General features: G+C 60.8%; 19 protein-coding genes. 9 read left to right on the top strand and 10 right to left on the bottom strand.

The genetic code is table 11. The features are described from left to right. The first annotated feature begins 35 nt into the window (after positions 1–35). Positions 36–1,109 (top strand): YXWGXW repeat-containing protein, encoded by a 1,074-nt coding sequence (locus tag ESZ00_RS08165; protein WP_129207601.1) that lies wholly within the window; start codon positions 36–38, stop codon positions 1,107–1,109. 237 nt (positions 1,110–1,346) lie between these two features. Then, on the top strand, positions 1,347–2,594 hold the full coding sequence (locus ESZ00_RS08160) for an acyltransferase family protein (protein ID WP_204520165.1): 1,248 nt from the start codon (positions 1,347–1,349) through the stop codon (positions 2,592–2,594). A 90-nt stretch (positions 2,595–2,684) separates the two neighbouring features. Here ESZ00_RS08160 and dnaN read toward each other — a convergent pair whose 3' ends face one another. The 4 genes from dnaN to ESZ00_RS08140 form a co-directional block, all read right to left on the bottom strand. Further along, positions 2,685–3,878, bottom strand: a complete 1,194-nt coding sequence (dnaN, locus tag ESZ00_RS08155) for a DNA polymerase III subunit beta (protein ID WP_129207600.1) — start codon at positions 3,876–3,878, stop codon at positions 2,685–2,687. 784 nt (positions 3,879–4,662) lie between these two features. Further along, positions 4,663–5,448, bottom strand: a complete 786-nt coding sequence (locus tag ESZ00_RS08150; protein ID WP_229741092.1) for a DUF4397 domain-containing protein — start codon at positions 5,446–5,448, stop codon at positions 4,663–4,665. 257 nt (positions 5,449–5,705) lie between these two features. Next, the gene (locus ESZ00_RS08145; RefSeq protein WP_129207598.1) at positions 5,706–7,025 is read right to left on the bottom strand and encodes an NCS2 family permease; all 1,320 of its coding nucleotides are present in this window, start codon (positions 7,023–7,025) and stop codon (positions 5,706–5,708) included. 124 nt (positions 7,026–7,149) lie between these two features. Continuing rightward, positions 7,150–7,416, bottom strand: a complete 267-nt coding sequence (locus ESZ00_RS08140) for a hypothetical protein (RefSeq protein ID WP_129207597.1) — start codon at positions 7,414–7,416, stop codon at positions 7,150–7,152. Positions 7,417–7,573: 157 nt separating this feature from the next. Between ESZ00_RS08140 and hisS the strand changes: the two genes are divergently transcribed. Both hisS and ESZ00_RS08130 read left to right on the top strand, forming a co-directional pair. Beyond that, positions 7,574–8,839 carry a histidine--tRNA ligase gene (hisS, locus tag ESZ00_RS08135; RefSeq protein ID WP_129207596.1) on the top strand — a complete coding sequence of 422 codons (1,266 nt, stop codon included), beginning with the start codon at positions 7,574–7,576 and terminating at the stop codon, positions 8,837–8,839. 181 nt (positions 8,840–9,020) lie between these two features. Beyond that, positions 9,021–9,527 (top strand): REP-associated tyrosine transposase, encoded by a 507-nt coding sequence (locus tag ESZ00_RS08130; protein ID WP_129207595.1) that lies wholly within the window; start codon positions 9,021–9,023, stop codon positions 9,525–9,527. Positions 9,528–9,602: 75 nt separating this feature from the next. On the opposite strand, the gene ESZ00_RS08125 is transcribed toward ESZ00_RS08130, so the two are convergent. Further along, positions 9,603–12,323 carry an ABC transporter permease gene (locus ESZ00_RS08125; RefSeq protein ID WP_129207594.1) on the bottom strand — a complete coding sequence of 907 codons (2,721 nt, stop codon included), beginning with the start codon at positions 12,321–12,323 and terminating at the stop codon, positions 9,603–9,605. 12 nt (positions 12,324–12,335) lie between these two features. Continuing rightward, positions 12,336–12,680 (bottom strand): PadR family transcriptional regulator, encoded by a 345-nt coding sequence (locus ESZ00_RS08120; protein ID WP_129207593.1) that lies wholly within the window; start codon positions 12,678–12,680, stop codon positions 12,336–12,338. Between the two features lie 166 nt (positions 12,681–12,846). On the opposite strand from ESZ00_RS08120, the gene ESZ00_RS08115 reads away from it, so the two are divergent. Then, positions 12,847–14,514 (top strand): M1 family metallopeptidase, encoded by a 1,668-nt coding sequence (locus ESZ00_RS08115; RefSeq protein ID WP_129207592.1) that lies wholly within the window; start codon positions 12,847–12,849, stop codon positions 14,512–14,514. 44 nt (positions 14,515–14,558) lie between these two features. Here ESZ00_RS08115 and ESZ00_RS08110 read toward each other — a convergent pair whose 3' ends face one another. The 3 genes from ESZ00_RS08110 to ESZ00_RS08100 form a co-directional block, all read right to left on the bottom strand. Then, positions 14,559–15,560, bottom strand: a complete 1,002-nt coding sequence (locus tag ESZ00_RS08110; protein WP_129207591.1) for an aldo/keto reductase — start codon at positions 15,558–15,560, stop codon at positions 14,559–14,561. Further along, complete coding sequence (locus ESZ00_RS08105; protein ID WP_129207590.1) at positions 15,557–16,342, bottom strand: SDR family NAD(P)-dependent oxidoreductase; 786 nt, start codon at positions 16,340–16,342, stop codon at positions 15,557–15,559. The genes ESZ00_RS08110 and ESZ00_RS08105 overlap by 4 nt, the downstream gene beginning before the upstream one ends. 149 nt (positions 16,343–16,491) lie before the next feature. Further along, positions 16,492–18,951: an ABC transporter permease gene (locus ESZ00_RS08100; protein WP_229741039.1), complete on the bottom strand. Its 2,460-nt coding sequence runs from the start codon at positions 18,949–18,951 to the stop codon at positions 16,492–16,494. Between the two features lie 243 nt (positions 18,952–19,194). Between ESZ00_RS08100 and ESZ00_RS08095 the strand changes: the two genes are divergently transcribed. Both ESZ00_RS08095 and ESZ00_RS08090 read left to right on the top strand, forming a co-directional pair. Then, a complete protein-coding gene (locus ESZ00_RS08095) occupies positions 19,195–19,650 on the top strand; it encodes an antitoxin Xre/MbcA/ParS toxin-binding domain-containing protein (protein WP_129207589.1) in 456 nt (151 codons plus the stop codon). Continuing rightward, complete coding sequence (locus ESZ00_RS08090) at positions 19,650–20,384, top strand: RES family NAD+ phosphorylase (protein ID WP_129207588.1); 735 nt, start codon at positions 19,650–19,652, stop codon at positions 20,382–20,384. The genes ESZ00_RS08095 and ESZ00_RS08090 overlap by 1 nt, the downstream gene beginning before the upstream one ends. Positions 20,385–20,387: 3 nt before the next feature. Here ESZ00_RS08090 and ESZ00_RS08085 read toward each other — a convergent pair whose 3' ends face one another. Then, complete coding sequence (locus ESZ00_RS08085; RefSeq protein WP_229741038.1) at positions 20,388–20,822, bottom strand: DUF3455 domain-containing protein; 435 nt, start codon at positions 20,820–20,822, stop codon at positions 20,388–20,390. A gap of 155 nt (positions 20,823–20,977) precedes the next feature. Here ESZ00_RS08085 and ESZ00_RS08080 point away from each other — a divergent pair, with 155 nt between their 5' ends. Together ESZ00_RS08080 and ESZ00_RS08075 are read left to right on the top strand one after the other, a co-directional pair. Then, a complete protein-coding gene (locus tag ESZ00_RS08080; protein ID WP_129207586.1) occupies positions 20,978–21,757 on the top strand; it encodes a DUF2461 domain-containing protein in 780 nt (259 codons plus the stop codon). Between the two features lie 357 nt (positions 21,758–22,114). Further along, positions 22,115–22,411 (top strand): HU family DNA-binding protein, encoded by a 297-nt coding sequence (locus ESZ00_RS08075; protein WP_129207585.1) that lies wholly within the window; start codon positions 22,115–22,117, stop codon positions 22,409–22,411. The last annotated feature ends 68 nt before the right edge of the window (positions 22,412–22,479 follow it).

Here is a 22,479-nt window from a genome sequence, read left to right as displayed (position 1 = left end):
CCTTCCAACGCAATGCAGCTGAAAAGGATACCCACATGAGCCCGTTCCGCCGTCTCTTCCGCATCGCTACTCTCGCGCTAGCCGCTGCTGGCCTGGCCGCAGCTCCTGGCACGCCTGCCCAGGCGCAGATCGGCATTTCTATTACCATCGCTCCCCCCGTGCTGCCCGTTTATGTGCAGCCCGTCTGCCCGGCGCCGAACTACATCTGGACGCCCGGTTACTGGGCCTGGGGACCTGGCGGCTACTATTGGGTGCCTGGCACCTGGGTGGTAGCACCCGCCCCCGGCATGCTCTGGACGCCCGGTTACTGGGGCTGGGGTAACGGTATCTACGCCTGGCATGCCGGCTACTGGGGACCAACGGTTGGTTTCTACGGCGGCGTGAATTACGGCTTCGGCTACGGCGGCAACGGCTTCTACGGCGGACGCTGGGTGGGTGGCAATTTCAGCTACAACACTGCGGTGGTCAACGTAAACCGGACCGTGATTCGCAACACCTACATTGACAACACGGTCATCGTGAACAACAACGTCAACCGTGTCAGCTTCAACGGCGGACAGGGCGGCATCCAGGCTCGACCCACGCAGCAGCAGATGCAGGCCCAGCAGCAGCGCCGCTTCGGTCCTACCGGTGCGCAAAGCAACCAGGAACGATTCGCCCAGCAGAACAAGGCCAACTGGGCTTCACAGAATCACGGGCGGCCAGCCGTTGCCGCTCTGCAGCGGCCGGCAAACTCAGCAGCGGAATTCAATCGCGCACGGCCAGTAACCAACAACCAGCCTGCAAACAGACCTGGCAATACGCGGCCCGAGGCTGGGAACAACAGTCGTCCTGGAAACACCACACGTCCTGCCACCGGCAATCGTCCTGGAACCACCGAACGGCCGCAGGCGCAAACCAGGCCAGCACAGCAGGCCAGACCGCAGACTCGCCCAGCAGAGCAGACTGCGCGGCCTGAGACCCGCCCTGCGCAACAGTCCAGACCCGAGCAGCAGACGCGCCCGCAAACCCAGGCTCGTCCGCAGGCACAGGCGAGGCCCGCAACCCGGCCACAGCAACAGGCGCGCCCGCAGCAGCAACGGCCACAGGAAGAGAAGAAGCCCGAATAACCCTGACGTCATTGCAGACAAACAGACGCCCTGGCACACAGCCGGGGCGTTTGTCGTTTCGGAAACTCTCGCTGCTTTTTATGCAGATTCACCCCCCGATCCAATATCTGTTGTGAGGGGACATCCTGGCAGAAAGAGTGCCCGCTCTGGCAGTCTCCACGTCCATTGCTGTGATGATTGCGACTTTACAGGTATCAGCCGAGATGTTTGTATTAGTTCCGAATAGGAGCGATTCGCATGGCGGCTGCCACCACAATCGAAACCCAGCTTCCTCCCATCCCAGGCGCGCCCGCCGCGTCAGAAACGAACGCGGTGCAATCTCCAAAGCGCAATGTCGCCGTGGATGCCTATCGCGGTCTCGTCATGCTGCTCATGATGGGCGAGGTCATGCAGTTTGCTCATATGCATCAGGCCTTCCCGGACAGCCTGTTCTGGCGCATCCTCGGTTACAACCAGACGCACGTGGAGTGGGCCGGGCTGGGCCTGCACGACATGATCCAGCCTTCGTTCACCTTCCTGGTGGGCGTCGCGATGCCCTATTCCATTGCCAGCCGCATCCGCAAAGAGCAGACCTTCGGCAGAATGCTCCTGCACACAATCGTGCGCGCTTTGATCCTCACTGCACTGGGCGTACTGCTGCGCTCCACGGACAGTTCGATGACGAACTTCACCTTTGAAGACACGTTATCGCAGATCGGCATGGGTTATACCTTTGCGTTTCTGCTCAGCTTCTGCAGACCCAAGTGGCAATGGACCGCCTTTGCCATGATTCTCTTCGGTTATTGGCTGGCCTGGGCGCTCTATCCCGCACCAGGACAGGCATTCGATTATGCAGCGGTGGGTGTTCCGGCAGACTGGCACCATAACTTCACCGGATTTGCCTCGCACTGGAACAAGAACAGCAATCTGGGACAAGCCTTCGATGTCTGGTTTCTCAACCTGTTTCCGCGTCCCTCGCGCTTTCTGTTCAACGAGGGAGGCTATCTCACGTTGAGCTTCATTCCTACGCTCGGAACCATGTTGCTGGGCCTTTTCGCCGGACAGTGGCTGCGTGCCGCGGCACCGAAAATCCCTCTGAAGAAGCTGATCCTCATAGGGATAGTATTGGTAGCGCTCGGCACCTTCTTCCACTTCCTCGGCATCTGTCCGATCGTGAAGCGTATCTGGACCCCGGCCTGGACACTCTTCAGCGGTGGCCTCTGTTTTCTTTTTCTCGCAGCCTTCTCGTGGGTTGTCGATATCAAAGATCACCGCAAGGTGGTGTTTCCGTTCGTGGTCGTCGGCATGAATTCGATTGCCGCTTATCTGATCGCCCACCTGTGGGAAGGGTTTCTTATCCGCAACTTATACACCAACCTCGGACACAAGTTATTCCAGGTTTTCGGCATGGCTTCAGAACCTCTGATCATGGGCATCGCTGTCATGCTGATTTACTGGTATGTGCTGTATTGGATGTACCGGAACAAGGTATTTTTGCGGATATGATTGGGCCTTAAGATAGGCGCATTCCAAAGAACAAGGCCCTCGCGTTCGAGGGCCTTGTTCTGCACTTACCTAACTTGCGTATGCGGAGAATCAGATCCGCATCGGCATGATGATATAGCGATACTTATATTCATTTTCGGCATCTTCCGGCCGCAGCTGGCCGGCAGACTGGGCGTCCTTGAACTCCAGACGTACCTCGCCCGTGTTGCCGATCGCCCGCAGGAAGTCGATCAGATAAGCCGAGTTGAAACCAACCACCAGCGGATCGAAGGCATAGGGCGACTCGATGACATCTTCCGATTCGCCCGAATCCGTTGACGAGGACGAAAGCTTCAGCTCGTTCTGCTCGAGCCGCATCTTCACCGCACCCGAGCGCTCATCGGCAAACTGTGCCACGCGCTGGATCGAGCCCATCAGGTCTTCGCTGCGCACAATCACGAACTTCGTGTTCTCGCGCGGCATCACCGCTTCGTAGTTCGGGAACTGCCCTGTCAGCTTGCGGCTGGTCAGCACGCGGTGTCCCACGCGGAAGAAGAGCGTGTGGTCATCCTCGGCAAATTCAATCGTCTCCGCCTCGGTGTTCGAGAGCAGCGACTGCAGCTCGGCCAACGCCTTGCGCGGAATCAGCGTCTTGCGCTCGCCCGAAACATTCGAGAGCGTTTCGCCGCCTTTTTCAATAAAGGAAAGGCGATGACCATCGGTCGCCACCATGGCCAGCGACTCTGCTTTCAGGATAAGCAGCGCGCCGTTCAGCGTGTAACGCGATTCCTCGTTCGAAATCGCAAAGATCGTCTTGGCGATGCAGTTCTTCAGCGAGGCGGCCGGAATGCTGGTTACCGCAGTCTGCGGAAACTCCGGCACCTGCGGAAAGTTGGCCCGCGCCATACCCACCATCTTGGTGTTCGACCGGCCGGAGCGGATCTGCACCCAGTGGTTGTCCATCAGCTTGATGGAGATGTCGCCATCACCCAGCAGCTTGATGTAGTCATACAGCTTGCGCGCCGGAATGGTGCACGAGCCCGGCTTCTTCACCTTGGCCTTGCATGAGGTCTTCATGCTCTGGTCAAGATCCGTCGCTGTGATCGTGATCTGCTCTTCGTCAGCCTCGATCAGAAAATTCGAAAGAATCGGAATCGTCGTCTTGCGCTCGACCACGCTCTGCGTCGCCGTGAGCTCCCGCAATAAATCCTGGCGGCTGATGCTGATCTCCATGTTGGCACCCTGGCCGGTCACCGGCACTGAATTCTCGCTCTCGATACCCAGTCCTGTCGCTGCGCCTGACATACGAAACCCCCTCTGCGATTGCGCCCACTCTACACCACCCGGGGTTCGCCTCCGAAGCGGCTTCTACCGTTGGCTCTGGTCACGGCTTCATTCTAGTAACAAACCTCTTTGTATCACCCTCTGGAAAACTCCGTTCTATTCAGGAAATACGGGCGCTTTTTCGCACTGCCTGAACGCCGGTTTTCGCTCCCTGGCCGGGAAGCTGCGAACGGCTACGGGTATTACGAGTTTTTAGGGATATCTCTCCCGCCGTAGTAACCGTTTGGCGAGGAAAAGTGGAAATAAAGCCTAAAGCGCAATTTTTCCAGCAGATGCGTTTTGTACCGGTTTTCCAAAACACGTCTGGAAAATTCGCAAAATCGGGAAGACTGGTCGAAATCCCCTCTCACCCCTCCCCGGTTTTCCTTCTTCCACACAGGCTGCTTTGAAAAATACGTGGAAAAAACTGTGGGTTCCGTGGAAAACTCCCATTTCGCCAGAATCCATGCGCGTTCCATCTATCCACGCTTTCCACAAAAACCCGCTTTTCCAACATTTTCACAGGTACCAGTGGAATCTGCGGAAAACTTTCCCGCTTCGCGGGTAAGGGAGGCGGCGAAAATCCCCAAAAAAATCGCACGGCCTCCCAAAAGAGGCCGTGTGACAGTCCAAATTTTTGTATTTGCCCCGCGATAAGGACCTGCTTCTTTCCGATTGCACCATTTTCAGTGCACACAAACGCTACACCAGTTTTGGTGCAGCTTTTCAGAAAGCGGATTGAAGCAGCCTCAGTTCAACGCAGAAATCAGTCCAAATCGTCGCCCATCACAGCCGTCATATTCGAGGCGCTGGTCGAAGAATTGGCAATGAGCAACGTCCGCACCGAGCCGCTCGAGAACGTCACCGAGCTGTCGATATAAGCCGTCGTAGTCGTCACGTCGGTCGTGCCGGTGGGCACAATCACAATCTCGTAGGTGCCATCGGCAATGTCGGTGTAGGACATGGTCGAGCCCGCTGCCAGGTCGCTCACAATCGGCGTCAGTCCGCTGAGGCTGCTCGTGGTCGAGGTACTGGTCGAAGTAGAACTGGTGGCCGTGATGGAGCTGGCCGTGGTCAGGTACACATCCACCGCGCCCACGGTACTGGCTTCCTGCACAATTCTCAGTGCAAAGTCGCCGGAGGGCGCAGCTGTCGCCTGGTCGGTGAGCAGGGTCGTAGCTTCACCCGTGCCGCTATCCGTGAGCAGCAGCGAGTACTGGCCGCCTGCAGTCAGTGTCCCGCTCGCCTGGGCATCGACCGGCGTGGTCTTGCCCGTGGGATAGACCTTCAGACTGATGGTTCCCGAGGAGACATCCGCGTAGTTCGAGAAGGTGGGAAACCCCTGGTTGGCCACGATCTTGGTGCCGTTTGCGTACAGGTCGACGCCCAGCGCATTCGAGCTGGCGTCGATGAGCCGCACCAGCGTCGACTGCTGGGTGGAGGCGACTGATTCACATCCGGTGAGCGTGAGTGCTCCGGATGCAGCCAGAATTACCCAGCCTGCAGCTGTCCAATCCAATCCCTTTGCGGCCTGCCTCGCCTTGCCTCTCATTCGCACCGTGAGGGTGCTCCTCTCCAAGAACCTGCTCCCCGCGGTCGTAGTAAGAATCCTGCCCGGGTTTACGCGCTTATGTTACCTAAGTTTCATGGATAGAGATATTCCTCTCTCGTGGCATGCCGGGAAGCGATACGAAAAAGGGAAGAAGCCATTTGATATCAGAGAGACACGCTCCAGCTATGGCGGGTGAGCGAGCATTGGATTCTGCACAGAAGTAACCAAAATTCTGCGCTTGCCGCGTAGAGAAGTCTCTATACATTCGCCACGTAGAGAAACCGCACCAGGAACAGCACCGCCAGCACGTACAGCAGCCAGTCCTCCTTGCGGAAGCGTCCGCTCAGCAGGTGGACGCAGGCGTAGGCAATGACTCCGAAGCCCAGCCCATTGGCGATCGAAGCGCTGAGCGGGATCATGACCAGAGTCAGGAAGGCCGGGATCGATGACAGCGGGTTGGTCCACTCGATCTCGGTCACCGTCGTCAGCATCAGGCTGCCCACGATGATCAGCGCCGGGGCCGTTGCCGCCGTCGGTACGATGCCCACCAGCGGAGCCGCTCCCAGCGCCAGCAGGAAAAGCAGCCCGGTTACGATGGCCGTTATGCCGCTGCGTCCACCCGCTGCTACGCCCGCGCTCGACTCCACGTAGCTGGTCACGGTGGAGGTCCCGGTCAGCGACCCCAGGATGGTCGCCGTTGCGTCGGCAAAGAGGATGCGGTTCAGCCGCGGAATCGAGCCGTCGGGTTCGATCAGCTCCGCCTTCTTCGCGACCGCCACCAGCGTGCCGAGGTTGTCGAAGAGGTCGACGAAGAAGAAGACGAAAATGATCTCCAGCAGTCCCACATGCAGCGCCGCGTGGATATCCAGCCGAAAGGCCGTCAAAGTCAGCGCTGAAAACTTGTACGACGAGACCTTCCAATGCACCAGGTGGAAGGGTATTGCCGCCAGCGTGATCGCCAGCACGCCGATCAAAATGGCTCCGCGCACCCGCCATACCTGCAGCACTCCGATCAGGAGAACGCCGGCCAGCGCCAGCGCCGTCTGCGGATCGCGCACGTTGCCCAGCGTCACCAGCGTGGCCGGAGCCGCCGTGATAATCCCCGAGTTGTGCAGCCCGATAAAGGCGATGAACAGCCCGATGCCGCCCGCGACCGCTGCGTACAGTTCTTTCGGAATACTGCGCAGGATCAGTTGCCGGATGCCGACCGCTGTCAGCAGCAGGAAGGCCACGCCCGAAAGAAACACCGCGCCCAGCGCTGTCTGCCACGGCACGCCCATCTTCATCACCACGGTGTAGGTGAAGTAGGCATTCAGCCCCATTCCCGGTGCCAGCGCAATCGGATACCGCGCCACAATCCCCATCAGAAGGCATCCGAAGGCCGCAGAGAGGCACGTGGCCGCCGTGACTGCAGGCAGTGGAATGCCCGCCTGGGCGAGAATCGCCGGATTCACCAGGATGATGTAGGCCATGGTGACGAAGGTCGTCAGGCCGGCAAAGAACTCTGTCCGCCAGTTCGTCTCCAGGCGGGAAAACTCAAAGTAGCGTTCCAGAAATTGGATTGGGGCAGAGCGCATGGGCATCGATGAGGCCCATCAGAACACATGCAGACGGAATTCCAAACGAAGTTTCTGCTGCGCGCAGGGCGATTCGCCTTCGGCCTCTGCTTCCGTTGGTCGCGATCCCGGGTTCCGCGCTGTCTTAGAACCCAGCCCGGCTCAGCAGCCGCTGGTTGTAGCGATGCGTCGCCCATGCGCCCCAGATCATCGACACCGGCCAGATGAGAAAGCCGGCGTGACCGAGCGTAAGGATGAACAGGGGAATCGACAGCACGATCATCACGATCGCGCCGAAGATGGTGCTGTAGAGCATGCCCAGCGGCCCCAGGAAGAACGTCAGCACCAGGCTTAGCGCCACGCTCTTGGTGCGCGCCACGACGATCGGCGTATATGGCGGAATCTGGTTCATGGCAATCTCCTGTCGGTAAGAGTACCGCAGCTCCTCTCTGATCGGCGTTGTCCAGGATCGCGACCGACGGAAGCAGAGGCCGAAGGCGAAAGGCCTGGACGGCCAGTCCCGCCTTACGCGCAGCAGCGTAGTAGGCTGGAAATAAGGCCTTATATCGATGAGCACATTGAAAGCCGTGCGCGGCACACGCGATCTCCTGCCGCCCGAAACCGAACTCTGGAACCACGTCGAAGCCACCGCCCGCCGCGTCTTCTCGCGCTACAACTTTGGCGAAATCCGTACGCCTGTCTTTGAGGACACCAACCTCTTCGCCCGCGGCGTCGGCGAAGAGACCGACATCGTCTCGAAGGAGATGTACACCTGGGAGGACCGTGCGCGCGCGCAGTCCGAGAAGCAGCAGTCGCTCACCCTGCGGCCCGAGAACACCGCCGGCGTAGTCCGTGCCTACATCGAGCACAAGCTCGGCGACACGGGCCTGCTGCAGAAGCTCTTCTACATCGGTCCGCAGTTTCGCCGCGAGCGCCCGCAGAAGGGCCGCTACCGCCAGTTCTGGCAGATCGGCGCCGAGGTCATCGGCCCGGTCAGCGCCGGCTCTGAGTCGCCGCTGCGCGACGCCGAAATCCTCGAGATGCTCGCGACCTTCCTGACCGAGCTCGGCATCGAGGGCTGGACGCTCGAGATCAACTCCGTCGGCTCGGCCACCGATCGCCCGCGCTATGTCGCCGCGCTGCGCGAGGCGCTTGCGCCGGTGAAGCACCTGATGTGCGAGGACAACCAGCGCCGCGCCGAGACCAATCCCCTGCGCGTGCTCGACTCGAAGGACCCCAACGACCAGGAGATCATCAACAATCTGCCCAAGATCGCCGACTACCTCGACGAGGATTCGAAGGCGCACTTCGCGCAGGTGCTCGCTGCGCTCGATGCCTGCGGCGTGCCCTATCGCGTGAACCCGCGCCTGGTCCGCGGCCTCGACTACTACACGCGCACGACGTTTGAGTTCACGCACGGCGGTCTCGGTGCGCAGAATGCCCTGCTCGGCGGCGGACGCTATGACGGCTTGTCGGAAAATATCGGCGGCCCCAAGGCACCGGGCATCGGCTTTGCCATCGGAGAAGATCGGCTGATCCTCACGCTCCAGGCCGCGCAGGAACAGACTGCAACGCTGGCCGACTATTACATCGCTCCGCTGTCGATCACGCAGAACCCTGCCGCGCTCGAGCTCGCAAAAGAGCTGCGCCGCAAGGGACTGCGCGTGGAGCTGGGCGATGGCAGCTTCCGCCTGAAGAAGTCCTTCGAGCTGGCAAACAAGCTGGCAAAGAAGATCATTCTCCTCGGTGAAGACGAAGCCAGCACCGGCATTCTCACGGTGAAGGATTTCGCCACCGCAGAGCAGACGAAGGTGCCGCGCGCGGAGATTGGGTAAGACTGCGAACAGCGCGTACAAGCAAAACGGCGGAGCCTCACTGGCTCCGCCGTTTTCGTCACCAAAGTTTTCTCTGCATCGAACTTTTCCTTGCAATCCGGAGAACAGGGCGCTTGTATCAGGGCACGGCTTCAGCCGTGCCGTTACGCGCTTCCGGAAGGATGGGGCTTCAGCCCCTGTCATGGCAAAGCCTGGCCACAATGCGAATCCGCAAGACAGGGCCTGTAGCTGTCGCACCTTTTTCGTCACGACAAAAACACATCGAGGACAGGCGCTTCTTCAAGCGGAGCGCAACGCGATGCTCTTCGTGGAGGTGCTTCGCCGCTGCGTTACACGAAGAGATTTCGTGCTCCACGACTTTGTCGTCATGCCCAATCACGTGCACCTGCTGCTCACCGTGGACGAGACCTCGAGTGTCGAACGCGCCATGCAGCTTGTGAAAGGCGGCTTCTCCTATCGCCTCAGAAAAGAACACGGTTATCCCGGAGAGGTTTGGCAGCGCGGGTTCTCAGAAGTTCGAATCTATGACAATACAAGTTTCGAGAAACATCGAGATTACATCGCTTATAACCCTGTACATGCAGGCCTTGTTGCTTCGCCCGATATGTTCCCCTTTACTCTTACCTCGCTGACGCGCAAGAAGCAGGGGCTAAAGCCCGCTCTTCATACGCCAGAAAGGCACGGCTGAAGCCGTGCCCTGATACAAGCAGCCTGATTCAAATGTGGCGGCATCGCTGTATGGATGAGACGAAGCTTCGGCTTCCTACTCACACCGAATCGCCCGTATCGGATCGATCCGCGAGGCACGCATGGCCGGCACCAGGGATGCCGCTGTGGCCACGATCGCCAGCGCCAGCACGGCCAGCGCGAGTACCAGCGGATCATGCGCGGTGGTTGCGAAGAGAAAATTCAGGTGCGTCAGCGTTCGTGCTGCGAACAGCGCCAGCACCAGTCCTGCGACGACTCCACTCAGCGCCAGGATTGCGTTCTCGCGGAAGACCAGTGCCACGACCCGCTCCCGTTGCGCGCCCAGCGCGATCCGTATGCCGATCTCGCTTGTGCGCCGCGCCGTGGCATAAGCCAGAGTTCCATAGAGACCGATGCCGGTGACCATCAGTGCCACTGCAGCAAAGTACAGTGCCAGCAGCACCATCACCCGTTCGGTAGCCAGTGCGTTGTCCACCACCTGGTACAGCGAGGTCAATGTAGGCGCAGGAATATCCGGGGCCACACGGTGTGTCACATCGCGGGCCGCGGCCAGCAACGATCCCGCCTGCGCCTTCGCATCGGCCATTCGCACCACCGCGTTATAGGAGACGAAGGGATCGATGTTCTGAGCAATCGTCAGGTACACCGTTGCCGGAGCGGGCACGTGCACATCGCTGTACTTCGCATCTCCCACCACGGCGATGACTTCATACGAAAGCGTCTTATTGCTGCGGGCGTCTTTGCGGGTCATGTGCTGCCCGATCGGGTTGCGATCCGGGAAAAGCAGCTTCGCCGCCGCATGGTTGATCACGATCTTCAGGCTGGATGACGCCGTATCCGCAGCCGAAAAATCATGCCCGGCCAGCATCGCGATGCCCGAGGTCGAGAAATACCCCGGCGATACCACGTTCATCCACATGTCCTTCTCTGTTTTCTCTCCTTCGGGTGTGAATCCCTCGTCCCAGCTCATGCCCATGAATGGCGTAATCAGCACAAAGCTCACACTGCGCACGCCCGGCTGCCGTACCAGTCCTTCGCCGATTTCGCGATAGCGCTCGGCCAGCGCGTCGCCATGCAGTTTTTCTGTCTCCATGGAGAAGCTCAGCAGCTCCAGTCCCTTCGGGTCATAGCCGATCCCGGAGTGATAGAGGCGCGTCAGGCTCGCCGCCAGTAGTCCTGCGCCGATCAGCAAGGTGAGCGCAAGTCCTACTTCTGAGGCCATCAGCAGCCGCGGCAGCAAAGCGCGCCGCGTATAGCTGCGCGAAGCATGCTGGCCTTCCTTCAGGTGCTCGCTCACGCTTCCGCCGGTAGCCATTAGTGCGGGCAGTAACCCGATTAGCAGGGTTAACACCGCCACTAACAGCACGGCGAAGCCGAAGACCCGCACATCGAGCGACGTATCGAGGTGCGGGGCGGCGATGGAGTTGTTTGCTAACAGAACGGCAGACAGCGACTGACTGACCAGTGGCGCAAAGACAAGGCCGATTGCCGCGCCCGCCGCACCCAACATGAAACTCTCGAGCAGCATCTGCTGCACCAGCCTGGCCCGCGCTGCGCCCAGAGCCAGCCGCGTCGCCAGTTCCCGCTCCCGGGAAGCTCCCCGCGCCAGCAGCAGACTGGTCAGGTTCAGACAGGCCAGCAGCAGGATGCCGCCGCACATCGCAAAGACCACGTAAAGCGGCTTCGAGAATGTCAGCCGCATATACGTAAAGCCGCGTCCGCCCGCCTCCGCGTCGAAGCGGAAATGATCCTTTAGCGAATGCGCGATCCAATTCGCGTCCGGTACACCCTCGCGCAGAATCGGTTCGGTTGCCGTTGCCAGTGCGGCGCTGGCCTGCGGCAGGGTCACACCCGCCTGGCGGCGACCCATCACGGAAAGCCACCAGCCGTGGTAGCCCGCCTTGGTGATGCTGTTTTCCGGATTGATCAGCGGCTCGGTCGCCAGCGGAATGAAAAAGTCCGGACGTTCTGTCGGGTCAGCGCCGTAAAAACCCTTCGGCATTACGCCCACAATGGTGAACATCACCTTGCTGACTTCGAGTGTCTGGCCCAGTACGGCGGGATTGCTGTCGAAACGATGCTTCCATGTGTCGTAGCTCAGCACCAGCGACTGTACCGGTGCGCCCGGCCGGTCATCCTGCGGCGTGAGTGTGCGGCCCAGGATCGGCCAGATTTGGAGTCCGGAAAAATAATCCCCACTCACCATCTCGCCCGGCATCGCTTCGATGCCGCCACGCATGCGCACGTTGAACGGGTAGCGACTGAAGGCAAAGACCTGCGAGAAGACGTCATGCCGCCGCTCTAGGCTGCGGAAGAATGGCGATGCCATGCTGTATTGGATCTGCGGACCGTAATTGATGCGGATCACCGCCAGCTCATCGCTGTGCGGTACCGGCAGCGGACGCAGGAGCAGCGCGTTGATCATGGAGAAGATGGCCATGTTCGCGCCGATGCCGAGTGCCAGTGTCAGAACGGCCACGGAGGTAAAGACAGGCGACTTCTTCAGCAGTCGCATCGAGAAGACCACATCGCGCTTGAGCTGCTCGAGGCTCCGGAACTGCCACAGCTCGCGGAGCCGCTCATGCCAGCGCGCCTCGCTGCCGAAGTCACGCCGCATCGCGGTTTCAGCCTCGCCCGGGGATGCGCCCTCGCGCAGCATTTTCTCGCGCATCATCGCCTGGTGAAAGGCCAGCTCTTCAGCCATATCCCGATCCATACGCCGTTTATGGAAGAGTGCCTTGATCCGTAGCCGGAATCCGTGTGTGCCGTAAGACATGGAGAGATCTCCTTAAGAAGCCTGCATCACAAATGCGACAGCTGCGGAAAGCCTTGCCCAGCGCTGCGATTCCGCTTCCAGCCGCTTTTTCCCCTCGGCAGTCAGCTGGTAGAACTTGGCCCGCCGGTTGTTCTCGGACATACCCCATTTCGCCGCGAGCAGCCCACGCAGCTCCAGCCGATGCAAGGCCGGATACAGCGCGCCTTCTTCCACCCGCAGCACCTGCTGGGAAGTGTTATGAATCCACTCCGCAACGGCATAGCCATGCTGCGGACCGCGTGTCAGCGCTCGCAAAATCAGCATCTCGAGCGTTCCCTGGATGAGTTGGCCTGCGTCGGCGTCTTTTTCCCTAAACATATTAGGGGTGAGAGTAGGGCGGAAATCGCTCCTTGTCAATACACTTCCGGAGAGCCGTCAGCATGGGCTTGCAGGACGGTTGCAGCCAGGCTCGTTTACGCTTAATGGCATGTTCTCGTCTGTCCTGCCTTCGCGTGTCCTGCTTGCCTCACTCCTTGCGTTTGGAATGCCCGCTTTCGCTGCGGTTCAACCACTGGGCCAGAACGCCGCTCCGCCGACGGGCGCTGCCGCGCCGGCTCCCATGCCGCCGGCAAAGCCCCGCAAGAGCGAAGGCCCGGCAGCTCCGGTGACCCGCGCCGACATTCTGCGGGGCATGTATGGTCCTTACCGCGCAAACAACGATCTGATCGGCTATCACCTCGATATCCGCGTCGATCCGGACAAGGAGACCATCAGCGGCAAGAACACCATCACCTTCCGCATGCTTTCGGATGGCAACCGCATCCAGCTCGATCTGCACCAGGCGCTGAACATCGACAAGATCCTGCTCGGCACCACCGAGCTCAAATACGAGCGCGACTCCGGTGCCGTCTTCATCGATTTCCCCGAGACGCTTCATCAGGGCGCAACCTACTCCATCGATTTCTACTACTCGGGCCATCCGCTCAAGACCGGCCGCTTCGGCGGCTTCGTCTTCGACAAGGACCCTACCGGCAAGCCGTGGATCTATACCTCCTGTGAAGACGAAGGCGCCAGCCTTTGGTGGCCAAATAAGGACCAGTGGCGTGATGAAGTCGAGAACATGGAGATCAGCGTCGCGATCCCCAATAACCTCGTCGATATCTCAAACGGACGCCTGCTCGGCCACAAGGATCTCGGCGATGGCTATACCCGCTGGGACTGGCTCGTCCACTATCCGATCAACAACTACGATGTGGCCCTGAACATCGGAAACTACCAGCACTTCGGTGAGCGCATCGGCGGCCTCACGCTCGACTTCTACGCGCTCACGGGCGATGTCGACAAGGCGCAGAAGCAGTTCGCGCAGGCGGGTGAGATGATCAACGCCTTTCAGCACTACTTCGGCCCCTATCCGTTTATCGAAGATGGGTACAAGCTCATTGAGGTGCCTTACGCGGGCATGGAGCATCAGAGTGCTGTGGCCTACGGCAATCACTTCGAGAACGGTTATCTCGGGAAAGACTGGACCGGTGTTGGCATCAGTCCGAAATTCGACTTCATCATCATTCACGAGAGCGGCCACGAGTGGTTCGGCAACGCGGTGTCAGCAGCCGATCGCTCCGATATGTGGATTCACGAGGGCTGGACGACGTATCTTGAAGCGCTCTACGTCGAGTATCGCTGGGGCCACGACGATGCTATCCGCTACATCAACGGCATGAAGCCGAAGATTTTCAACGAGCGTCCCATCATCACCGAGCGCGGCGTCAACGGCAATCCTACCGAAGACCAGTACTTCAAGGGCGCGCTCATGCTGAACACGCTGCGCTCCGTCATCAACAATGACGACAAGTGGTGGCCACTGCTCTACAACTTCTTCCAGGAGTTCAAGTACCACAACATCATGACCGAAGACGTGATGACCTACTTCAATCACGAGACCGGCATGAACCTCACGCCTATCTTCAACCAGTATCTGCGTCACGCCGACATTCCCACGCTGGAGCTGTTCTTTGACCCGTTGCAGGGCACAGTCAGCTACAAGTGGCGTGTCGATGAGCCCGACTTCGCCATGCCTATCCTCGTCGGTGAAAAGGACCACTGGCAGCGCATCACGCCTACCGAGCAGTGGCAGACGATGAAAACCTCGCTGACGAAGGATCAGTTCGATGTCGCAACCGATCTCTTCTATGTAAATGTGGCCAAGTATTAAGCCGATACGCACCAAGGGCCGTCTTTGCGACGGCCCTTTTGTCTTTACCAGCTGCGAGCCCAGCTATGGCGTTCGAGGATCGCCAGCTGCTCCTTCGTCAGTGGCGGCAGGCTGCCGATTGCGCAGTTGCGCTCGGCATGGCGCGGCGAGCGCATGCCCGGAATTGTTGCCGTGACTGCCGGATGCGCGAGTACATACTGCAGCGCTATGCGCGGAAGATCGGCGAGTGTGATGCTTTCATCGGTCTCGCGCAGATCGGCCACGACCGCCGCGCATCGCTCGGCGACCTCGCGTTTGCGCTCGCCCTGGAAGTAGCCCGCGCGGAAATCGCCTTCCGGAAAGACGGTCTCAGCCGTAATCGTTCCGGTCAGTCCGCCCTCATCGAGCGGCACCCGCGCCAGCACGCCGATGTTGCGCTCGATGCACAGCGGGAAGAGTCGCGCCGCCGCCCGCTGGTCGAAGAGGTTATAGATCACCTGCACCGCGTCCACCAGTCCGCTCTCGATCAGCGCTACGCCATTCTCCGGATTGCTCCGCAGGATGGAGATACCGAAGGCGCGGACCTTTCCCTGCTTGCGCAGCCGCGCTATCGCCTCGAAGAGCGCATCGCGCTCTGTTGTGCTTGCAAGCCAGCTGTCATGCCACAGGTGCAGCTGTTGCAGTTCCAATGTCTCGCGGCGCAGATTGCGCAGGCTCTCCTCGGTCATCGCAATCACGTGCTCCGGTGGAAAGGCATCGGACAGCGGTGTCTCCGGCGAGCGCGCATTCTGAAAGCCGTTCTTCGGAGGAATCTTCGAGGCGACCATCACCTCGGTATCCGGCCGCTCCGCCAGCGCCGCGCCGATCAGCCGCTCGCTATGCCCTTCACCGTAAGAGAGCGCCGTGTCGATGAAGTTCAGTCCCAGGTCCAGTGCACGATGGATGGCCGCCGTGCTCGTTGCATCGTCCGTGCCATGCCAGCCAGTCACCGCGCCGCCCATGCCCCACGTGCCCAGCCCGATTTCAGAGATGCGCATGCCCGTGTGCCCCAGTGTGCGCAGCTTCATCGCGAGCCTTCCGCAGCAGTGTCGCCGCGTTTGCTCAGCCGCAGACGCTCCCAGCTCGCATCGGCTGTCCAGCCGCCGTCTACCACCAACGTGTGCCCATTCACGAAGCCGCTTCTGCGGCCATCGGCCAGGAACGCAATCGCCTGCGCAATATCTTCGGGGATAGCGAAGCGGCCCATCGGCACGCGCCGGGTGATGTCTTCGTCCGCATAGCTGCCGCCGGCCTGATCGGCCTCGTCCATTTCTGTCTTTACCCAGCCAGGACACACTGCGTTTACGCGTACCCCGCGCCCGCCCCACTCGGCGGCGAGCGTGCGTGTCAGCCCGATCAGTCCATGCTTCGAGGCGTTATAGGCGGCGCGGTCTCCCACACCGGCGGTGCCGGCAATCGAGGCCACGTTCACGATCGATCCGCTGCCCGCATCGAGCATCTGCCGACCGAATACCTTCGCCAGCAGAAACGGCGCTACAAGGTTCACTTCGAGCACACGCCGATAGTCTGCTGCAGAGATCGTCTCCGCGGGCGCGATGTGGCTGATGCCGGCATTGTTTACCAGAACGTCGACTTGTCCATAGCGGGCGAAGACCGCGTCCGCAAACTCTGCGACCGAGGTCTCCTGCGTAATGTCGCCGAGGTGCAGAAACACGTTGTCGGCAAAGGCGTGCGCGGGCTCATGCAGGTCGATGACCGCCATACGATAGCCCTCGGAAGCCAGCAGGTCGGCAGTGCGGCGGCCAATGCCCTGCGCAGCCCCGGTGATCACAGCAACAGGTTCGCTCATGCCACGATGCTAGAGCATTTCCCCTGATACGGTGCGGTCACCAAGGGGCGTGCCATGCCATTTTCCTTGAGAAAAAACGGCTCTGGCGATCTCTCCTCACTCTACCCTTTCGGGGGAAATGCTCTATCGCGGCCACATGACATTGCGTCTCACTCCACCCGCAGGGCCTGCATCGGGTCCAGCCGGGAAGCGCGCGTCGCCGGCATCCACACAGCGGCCAGCGCTACCAGCGTCAGGATCACCGGCACCGCGACAAAGACCGTCGGATCGTAGACCTTGACTCCGAAGAGAAAGCTGGCCAGCAGCCGCGTAAGGCCGAAGGCCGCGCCTACGCCGATCACCACACCGGCCAGCGCCAGCCGCATGCCGTGCCACACCACCAGGTTGCGGATGCGCGCGCGGTCCGCACCCAGTGCCATGCGGATGCCCATCTCCTGCGTGCGCTGCTGCACCGAGTACGCCATCAGTCCATAGATGCCGATCGCCGCCAGCAGCAGCGCCGAAGCCCCGAAGATGGTCAGCAGCAGCATGTTGAAGTCCTCGCGCGCCGTCGACCGCACCACCACCTCATCCATCGTCCTCACGCGTGCTACCGGGAAGCCGCCGCTTGCCTGGCGAAGCTGCTCGACAATGGCCGAGGAGAGCTGGTGCGGATCGGCATGCGTGCGCACCACCCACACCACCGGTCCAATCGTGGCATTCAGCGCCGTGATGCCATCGGTCACCTGCGCCTGCGGAATGATCATCAGCGGGCGCGGATTGCGATTCAGGCCGCCATCATGAATATCGCCGACGATGCCGATGATCTGCCGTGCCGGCTCGTCGAACTGCGGCCCCACGCCCTTGCCGATGATGATCTGCTGGCCGACCGGGTTGTCTTTCGGCCAGAACTGCTTCGCCATCGTCTGGTTGATGAGCACGACGCCTGGAGCTCCCGCCGTGTCCTGATCGGTAAAGTCGCGTCCTCGCAGAATCGGGATCTTGAAGGTTGAGAAATAGCCGGGCGAGGCATTCATCCAGCCGGCTCCGCCGGTCTGCTGCTCCTTGCCGAGTGGCCGCCCCACCACGATGAATGGCAGCCCGAAGCCGCCTTCAAGCGGCAGGCAGCAGGTCGAGGCCGATTCCTCCACGCCCGGGATCGCATTCACCCGCTCGCGTCCATTGCGCACCAGCTGTGCGACTGCCGCGGTCTTCGAAAAGTGGTCTCCCACCACGGACATCTCCATGGTCAGCACATGGTGCGTGTCGAAGCCGGGCTGTACCGCGCGCAACGCCATGTAGGTTCGGATCAGCAGCGCAGCGCCGATCAGCAGCACCAGCGCCAGCGAGACCTCGCTCACCACCAGCAGCGAACGAGCCATGCCCTGCCGAAAGCCTGTCCCCGAGCGGTTGCTGCTCTCCTTGAGCGTGGTGTTCAGGTCCGGCCGCGCTGCGCCAAGCGCCGGAAACAGTCCGAAGAGAATGCCGGTCAGCAGCGAAACGCCCAGCGTGAACAGCAGTACCCGCCAGTCCAGACCGAGATCCGCGCCGCCTTCGCCCACACGAGGAATATCCGCAGGACTGACTGCCAGCAGCGCCCGCACGCCTACGTAGCCAAGAATCAGTCCCAGCACGCCGCCGGTTACCGAGAGCAGCACGCTTTCGGTCAGCAGCTGTCGCACAATCCGCGCTCGTCCTGCACCCATGGCCGCGCGGATCGCGAACTCCCGCCTGCGTCCCGTTGCCCGCACCAGCAGCAGATTGGCGACATTCGCGCAGGCAATCAGCAGCACAAAGCCCACCGCGCCCAGCAGCACGAACAGCGAGGAGCGGATATCGCTCACGATCAGATCGCGCAGCGGCTCGGCGCTGAAACCCTCGTGAACATCCATGCCACCCGGATAGCGGCGGCGGAACTGGTCGGCGACGATCTTCAACTGGGCGTTTGCCTGAGCCAGCGTCACGCCCGGCTTCAGCCGCGCCGAGGCCTGGAAGTAGTGGCCCTGGTTGGTGCTCTCCGGATCGAGCTGGAAGGGCACAAAGAGCTCCGCCTCCGGGTCAGAGCGGAAGCTCTGACCGAGCACGCCTACCACGGTGTAAGGTTCGTTGCTGAGCGAGATGGACCGGCCCACCATGTGCGGGTCGCCGCCATAGCGCCGCTGCCAGAGCCCGTAGCTCAGCACCACCACGTTGCCGCCGTTCGGGGAGTCCTCCTGCGGCGTGAACGTCCGCCCCAGCATCACCGGCGCGCCAAAGAGCCGGAAAAAAGCCTCGCTTGCATGGATACCGTGCACCTGCTCCGGATGGTCGCCCGTAAGGTTGAAGCCTGGGCCGCCAAAATCGTAAGCCGTGACATCCTGCAGCACGGAGCCGGTCTCGGTGCGCCACAGGTTGTATTTCGTCGGCGAAGTCACCGGCCCGCTGCCGTCCGGATAGGTGAGCATCAGGTGGACGATGCGGTCCGGGTCCGGATAGGTGAGCGGCTTGAGCAGAACCGCATTCACCACGCTGAAGATGGCCGTATTCGCCCCGATGCCGAGGGCCAGCGCGCCGACTGCGGCCAGCGTAAACCCCGGGTTTTTCAGGAACATACGAAGAGCGTGGCGGAGATCGCTCCAGAAAGTGCCCACAGGATTCACCTCGTCGAAGACGATACAAGCAGATTGGCCGGGGTCGCAGGATGACCTTTGTCCATGCGCCAGAGAAGAATACGCCGCGCGAGCCACCCGCGTTCCGTCAGACGGAGATACCTTGGAGACGGTGAGCACCGTGTCTGGAAAAGAACCAAAAACGGGCGGCGTTCATAAAAAACGTGCATTGTATGAACTCATCAAATATGATGCACATGTAACTCATTTTTGGAGAGTGACGGTATGGCAGCATCCCTGGCTCTGCCGAATGTTCCCGGTTATCGCAGTGAAGTGGCGGCGGATTTGTCCGATCCGGCCGTGCGCCGCAGGCTCAGCCCTGCAGCTGTAAAAGGCTTCCTGACGATCGTCGACAAGTGGGGTCTTAAAGATCCCGAGTCCCGCGCCCTGCTCGGCGGCATCTCGTCGGGCTCTTACTATGCGTGGAAGAAGGACGCCCGGGGCCGCACGCTCGACCGCGCTCTCGATCAGGACATGCTCACGCGCATCTCGATTCTGCTCGGTATCTTCAAGGCGCTCAATATCCTCTACAGCCGCAAGCTGGCCGATGCGTGGATCACGCTGCCGAACACGAACCCCATGTTCCGCGGCGCGCCGCCGCTGGCTTACATCATCCAGCGCGGCCAGCCCGGCATGCTCCACGTGCGGCAGCTCCTCGATGCGCGGCGCGGCGGCCAATAATGGCAGAGCCCTTTCCCCCACCTCTGCCTCCGGTAAGCACGGTACGACTGCGCAACGCCCATCGCCTCATCCCCGCGAAGTTCAGCGAGAGCGGTTCCGTTCTCTCGCGCCTCAGCGACAACGAATCGGAGGTCGCCGATCTCCTCGAGCTCGACAGCGCGACCAATGACCGCCTGCTCGGCGAGGAAGGCCTGCTGCCCGGCATCAGCGTGCTCGAGCTGGTCTACGGCGTCGATTACGCGCACATCGTCAACGCTGCCTTTACCCACGCTTCGCCCGATGGCGGCCGCTTCAACGGTCCGGATCGCGGCGCCTGGTATGCCGGCCTGACGCGCGAGACCTCCCTTGCCGAAGTCGCTTTCCATAAGCTCCGCCAGCTCGAAGAAGTGAACTGGCCCGAGCCTGAAGTCTCCACCTTCGACGACTATCTCGCAGACTTCTCCATGCCCGTGCATGACCTCACCGGCGGCGAGCCTGAGATGGAAAAGTATCTCGAGAAGGAGCCGATCCCGGAGTGCTATCGCGAGCCGCAGCGGCTGGCGGACACGCTGCTCGCGCAGGGCAGCAATGGCATCCTCTATCCCAGTGCGCGTCTCGCACGCGGGACATGCCTTGTCTGCTTCCGTCCGGCGCTGGTGTACCACGTGCGCCGCGGAGCGCGTCTCGAGCTTACCCTGCGGGCCGGAGAACGCTTCTCACTCCGGCAGGCGCGGGAGATCGAGCTCGAAGAGTAAGCTCTACCGCGTGTAGAAGCTGTACGTGGCGGTGTAGGCAACGGGCAGCTTCGCCCCGGGGCCGGGACAGACCACGGCCGGAGCCTTGCCGCCCTGCGTATTGGTGCGGGTAATCCATGCCACGGAGGCGAACTGCCCGCTGCCCGAATTCGGCACCGCTTCGAGCAGCAGCCACGGCACCGCTTTGGAATCCGGAGAAGCCTGCGTAGCCAGGACCTTGCCTTTTACCTGGCTGCCGTCGTTGAGGAGCCATGTAGGCCCGGCAAAGTGCGTGCCGATCTGTGTCCCCTGCGCGTTGAACAGCTTGGCATCCGGAGCCTGCAGAACCCACTGCCGGTCCGTGCAGATGTATATCTGCAAGCCCTGGCCCTGCGCGGTCATCAGCAGATGCGCGCCTGCTGGTGGGTCGACCGGAGAAGCTCCGGAAGACTGGGCCATGCCTGCGCTCGCGCATAACAGCGAAGAGCATGCGAGCAAAAGCCAATGCAAAGTACGAGGTGCGGTCATCGATGAGCTCCTGAATGGAAATGCCGGCAGACAGGCCCGCAGGCCTGAGGAAATTCCCATCTCATTCTCAGCATAGAATGACCGGCATGCAGGCTAAAGCAGCAAAAAAAGCTGTAGCGAAGAAGAAGACTTCAACTGCGAAGAGCCATCCGACCGCAGTCCCTTACTTCCGCGAAGCAGGATTGAAGTTTCTCCGCGACCTCAAGCGCAACAACCGGCGCGAATGGTTCGAAGCGCGTCGCGAGGTCTATGAGCAGGAGCTGAAGCAGCCCATGCTGGCCCTCATCGAACGCCTGACCGCCGGCATGATGGATTACGCTCCCGGCCACATTCGTCCCGCGCACAAGAGCCTCTTCCGCATCTATCGCGACACGCGTTTCTCCGCCGACAAGACGCCGTATAAGACGCATATCGCCGCATGGTGGACACATGCCGGCCTGGAGAAGACCTCGGGAAGCGGCTACTATCTGCAGATCGCACCCGAAGGCGTGCTCATTGCTGCCGGCGTCTACATGCCGCCCAAGGAGCAGCTCTTCGCCATCCGCACGCATCTGCTCGCGCATCACGAACGCTTCCGCGCGCTCGTGGAGGACAAGAAGCTTCGCCGGGTCATGAATCTGCATGAGCCGATGGCGCTCACGCGCCCGCCGAAGGGCTTTCCGGCCGAGCATCCGGCGCTGGAGTGGGTTCGCTGGCGACAGTGGGGAGTGCTGGCTGAGCTGCCTGCCGCAACCGCTCTCAGGCCCGATCTTTCTATCACGATCGAGAAATATTTTCGTCTGTCCACGCCGCTGGTCGGCTTTCTGAATGAGCCGCTGCTCGCCGCTGCACAGCCGAAACGCAAGCCGCTTTTCGGGCTCTCTTAAGCGATCGCGTCGCTGTGGCGCGGCGTGAAATCGCTGCATGCGCCGCAACCTCCACAGGGAGGCGCGTGTCCGTATGGAAAGCTGTTTTTCTCAATTACGAGGACAAAAAGTGCCCGATTTCGGGCAAAAGCAGCCAAAAAACACAGAAATACCGATAAAAACCTGTGGAAACCGGGGTTTTGCTGTTGACAACGCCACCGGAAAAGCCGCAAGGTAAACGGCGGTAGGTCTCTCAGACCCGCATAAACAAAGGACGAAAGCAGTTCCGGCGAGCGGCGAAGAAGACTGGCAAGGCGGTTGGAGAGGTTGCGCAGAATTTCTCCATTCGCGAACAAACGAAATCTGAGGAGGAAACACATGGCAGCAGCTCTTACCAAAACCGCACTGGTCCGCCTTCTGGCGGAGAAGCTCGAACTGACCAACAAGCAGGCCGCGGCCTTCCTTGACCTGCTCGCGGAAACCGCGATCAAGGAAACCAAGAAGAACGGCGTATTCGTGATCCCTGGCCTGGGCCGTCTGGTCAAGGCAGAGCGCAAGGCGCGCATCGGCCGCAACCCGCAGACCGGTGAGCAGATCAAGATCAAGGCCAAGACCGTGGTCAAGTTCCGCGTGGCCAAGGCCGCGAAGGATACCATCGCTCCGCCGAAGAAGTAGTCATGGCATTGCAGGCAGCCGCCGCCTGAAAAGAACCATAACGCGGCAATCACTTATTAGGGAGAGGG

This window comes from Silvibacterium dinghuense, assembly GCF_004123295.1.
GTDB classification, from domain to species: Bacteria; Acidobacteriota; Terriglobia; order Terriglobales; family Acidobacteriaceae; genus Silvibacterium; species Silvibacterium dinghuense.
This window is presented reverse-complemented; position numbering and strand designations above follow the sequence as displayed.

What these genes read in the sequence shown, in the direction of transcription:
- ESZ00_RS08165 (WP_129207601.1), top strand. Translation starts at nt 36, where the DNA reads ATGAGCCCGTTCCGCCGTCTCTTCCGCATCGCTACTCTCGCGCTAGCC.
- ESZ00_RS08160 (WP_204520165.1), top strand. Translation starts at nt 1,347, where the DNA reads ATGGCGGCTGCCACCACAATCGAAACCCAGCTTCCTCCCATCCCAGGC.
- dnaN (WP_129207600.1), bottom strand. Translation starts at nt 3,878, where the DNA reads ATGTCAGGCGCAGCGACAGGACTGGGTATCGAGAGCGAGAATTCAGTG.
- ESZ00_RS08150 (WP_229741092.1), bottom strand. Translation starts at nt 5,448, where the DNA reads ATGAGAGGCAAGGCGAGGCAGGCCGCAAAGGGATTGGATTGGACAGCT.
- ESZ00_RS08145 (WP_129207598.1), bottom strand. Translation starts at nt 7,025, where the DNA reads ATGCGCTCTGCCCCAATCCAATTTCTGGAACGCTACTTTGAGTTTTCC.
- ESZ00_RS08140 (WP_129207597.1), bottom strand. Translation starts at nt 7,416, where the DNA reads ATGAACCAGATTCCGCCATATACGCCGATCGTCGTGGCGCGCACCAAG.
- hisS (WP_129207596.1), top strand. Translation starts at nt 7,574, where the DNA reads ATGAGCACATTGAAAGCCGTGCGCGGCACACGCGATCTCCTGCCGCCC.
- ESZ00_RS08130 (WP_129207595.1), top strand. Translation starts at nt 9,021, where the DNA reads ATGGCAAAGCCTGGCCACAATGCGAATCCGCAAGACAGGGCCTGTAGC.
- ESZ00_RS08125 (WP_129207594.1), bottom strand. Translation starts at nt 12,323, where the DNA reads ATGTCTTACGGCACACACGGATTCCGGCTACGGATCAAGGCACTCTTC.
- ESZ00_RS08120 (WP_129207593.1), bottom strand. Translation starts at nt 12,680, where the DNA reads ATGTTTAGGGAAAAAGACGCCGACGCAGGCCAACTCATCCAGGGAACG.
- ESZ00_RS08115 (WP_129207592.1), top strand. Translation starts at nt 12,847, where the DNA reads ATGCCCGCTTTCGCTGCGGTTCAACCACTGGGCCAGAACGCCGCTCCG.
- ESZ00_RS08110 (WP_129207591.1), bottom strand. Translation starts at nt 15,560, where the DNA reads ATGAAGCTGCGCACACTGGGGCACACGGGCATGCGCATCTCTGAAATC.
- ESZ00_RS08105 (WP_129207590.1), bottom strand. Translation starts at nt 16,342, where the DNA reads ATGAGCGAACCTGTTGCTGTGATCACCGGGGCTGCGCAGGGCATTGGC.
- ESZ00_RS08095 (WP_129207589.1), top strand. Translation starts at nt 19,195, where the DNA reads ATGGCAGCATCCCTGGCTCTGCCGAATGTTCCCGGTTATCGCAGTGAA.
- ESZ00_RS08090 (WP_129207588.1), top strand. Translation starts at nt 19,650, where the DNA reads ATGGCAGAGCCCTTTCCCCCACCTCTGCCTCCGGTAAGCACGGTACGA.
- ESZ00_RS08085 (WP_229741038.1), bottom strand. Translation starts at nt 20,822, where the DNA reads ATGGCCCAGTCTTCCGGAGCTTCTCCGGTCGACCCACCAGCAGGCGCG.
- ESZ00_RS08080 (WP_129207586.1), top strand. Translation starts at nt 20,978, where the DNA reads ATGCAGGCTAAAGCAGCAAAAAAAGCTGTAGCGAAGAAGAAGACTTCA.
- ESZ00_RS08075 (WP_129207585.1), top strand. Translation starts at nt 22,115, where the DNA reads ATGGCAGCAGCTCTTACCAAAACCGCACTGGTCCGCCTTCTGGCGGAG.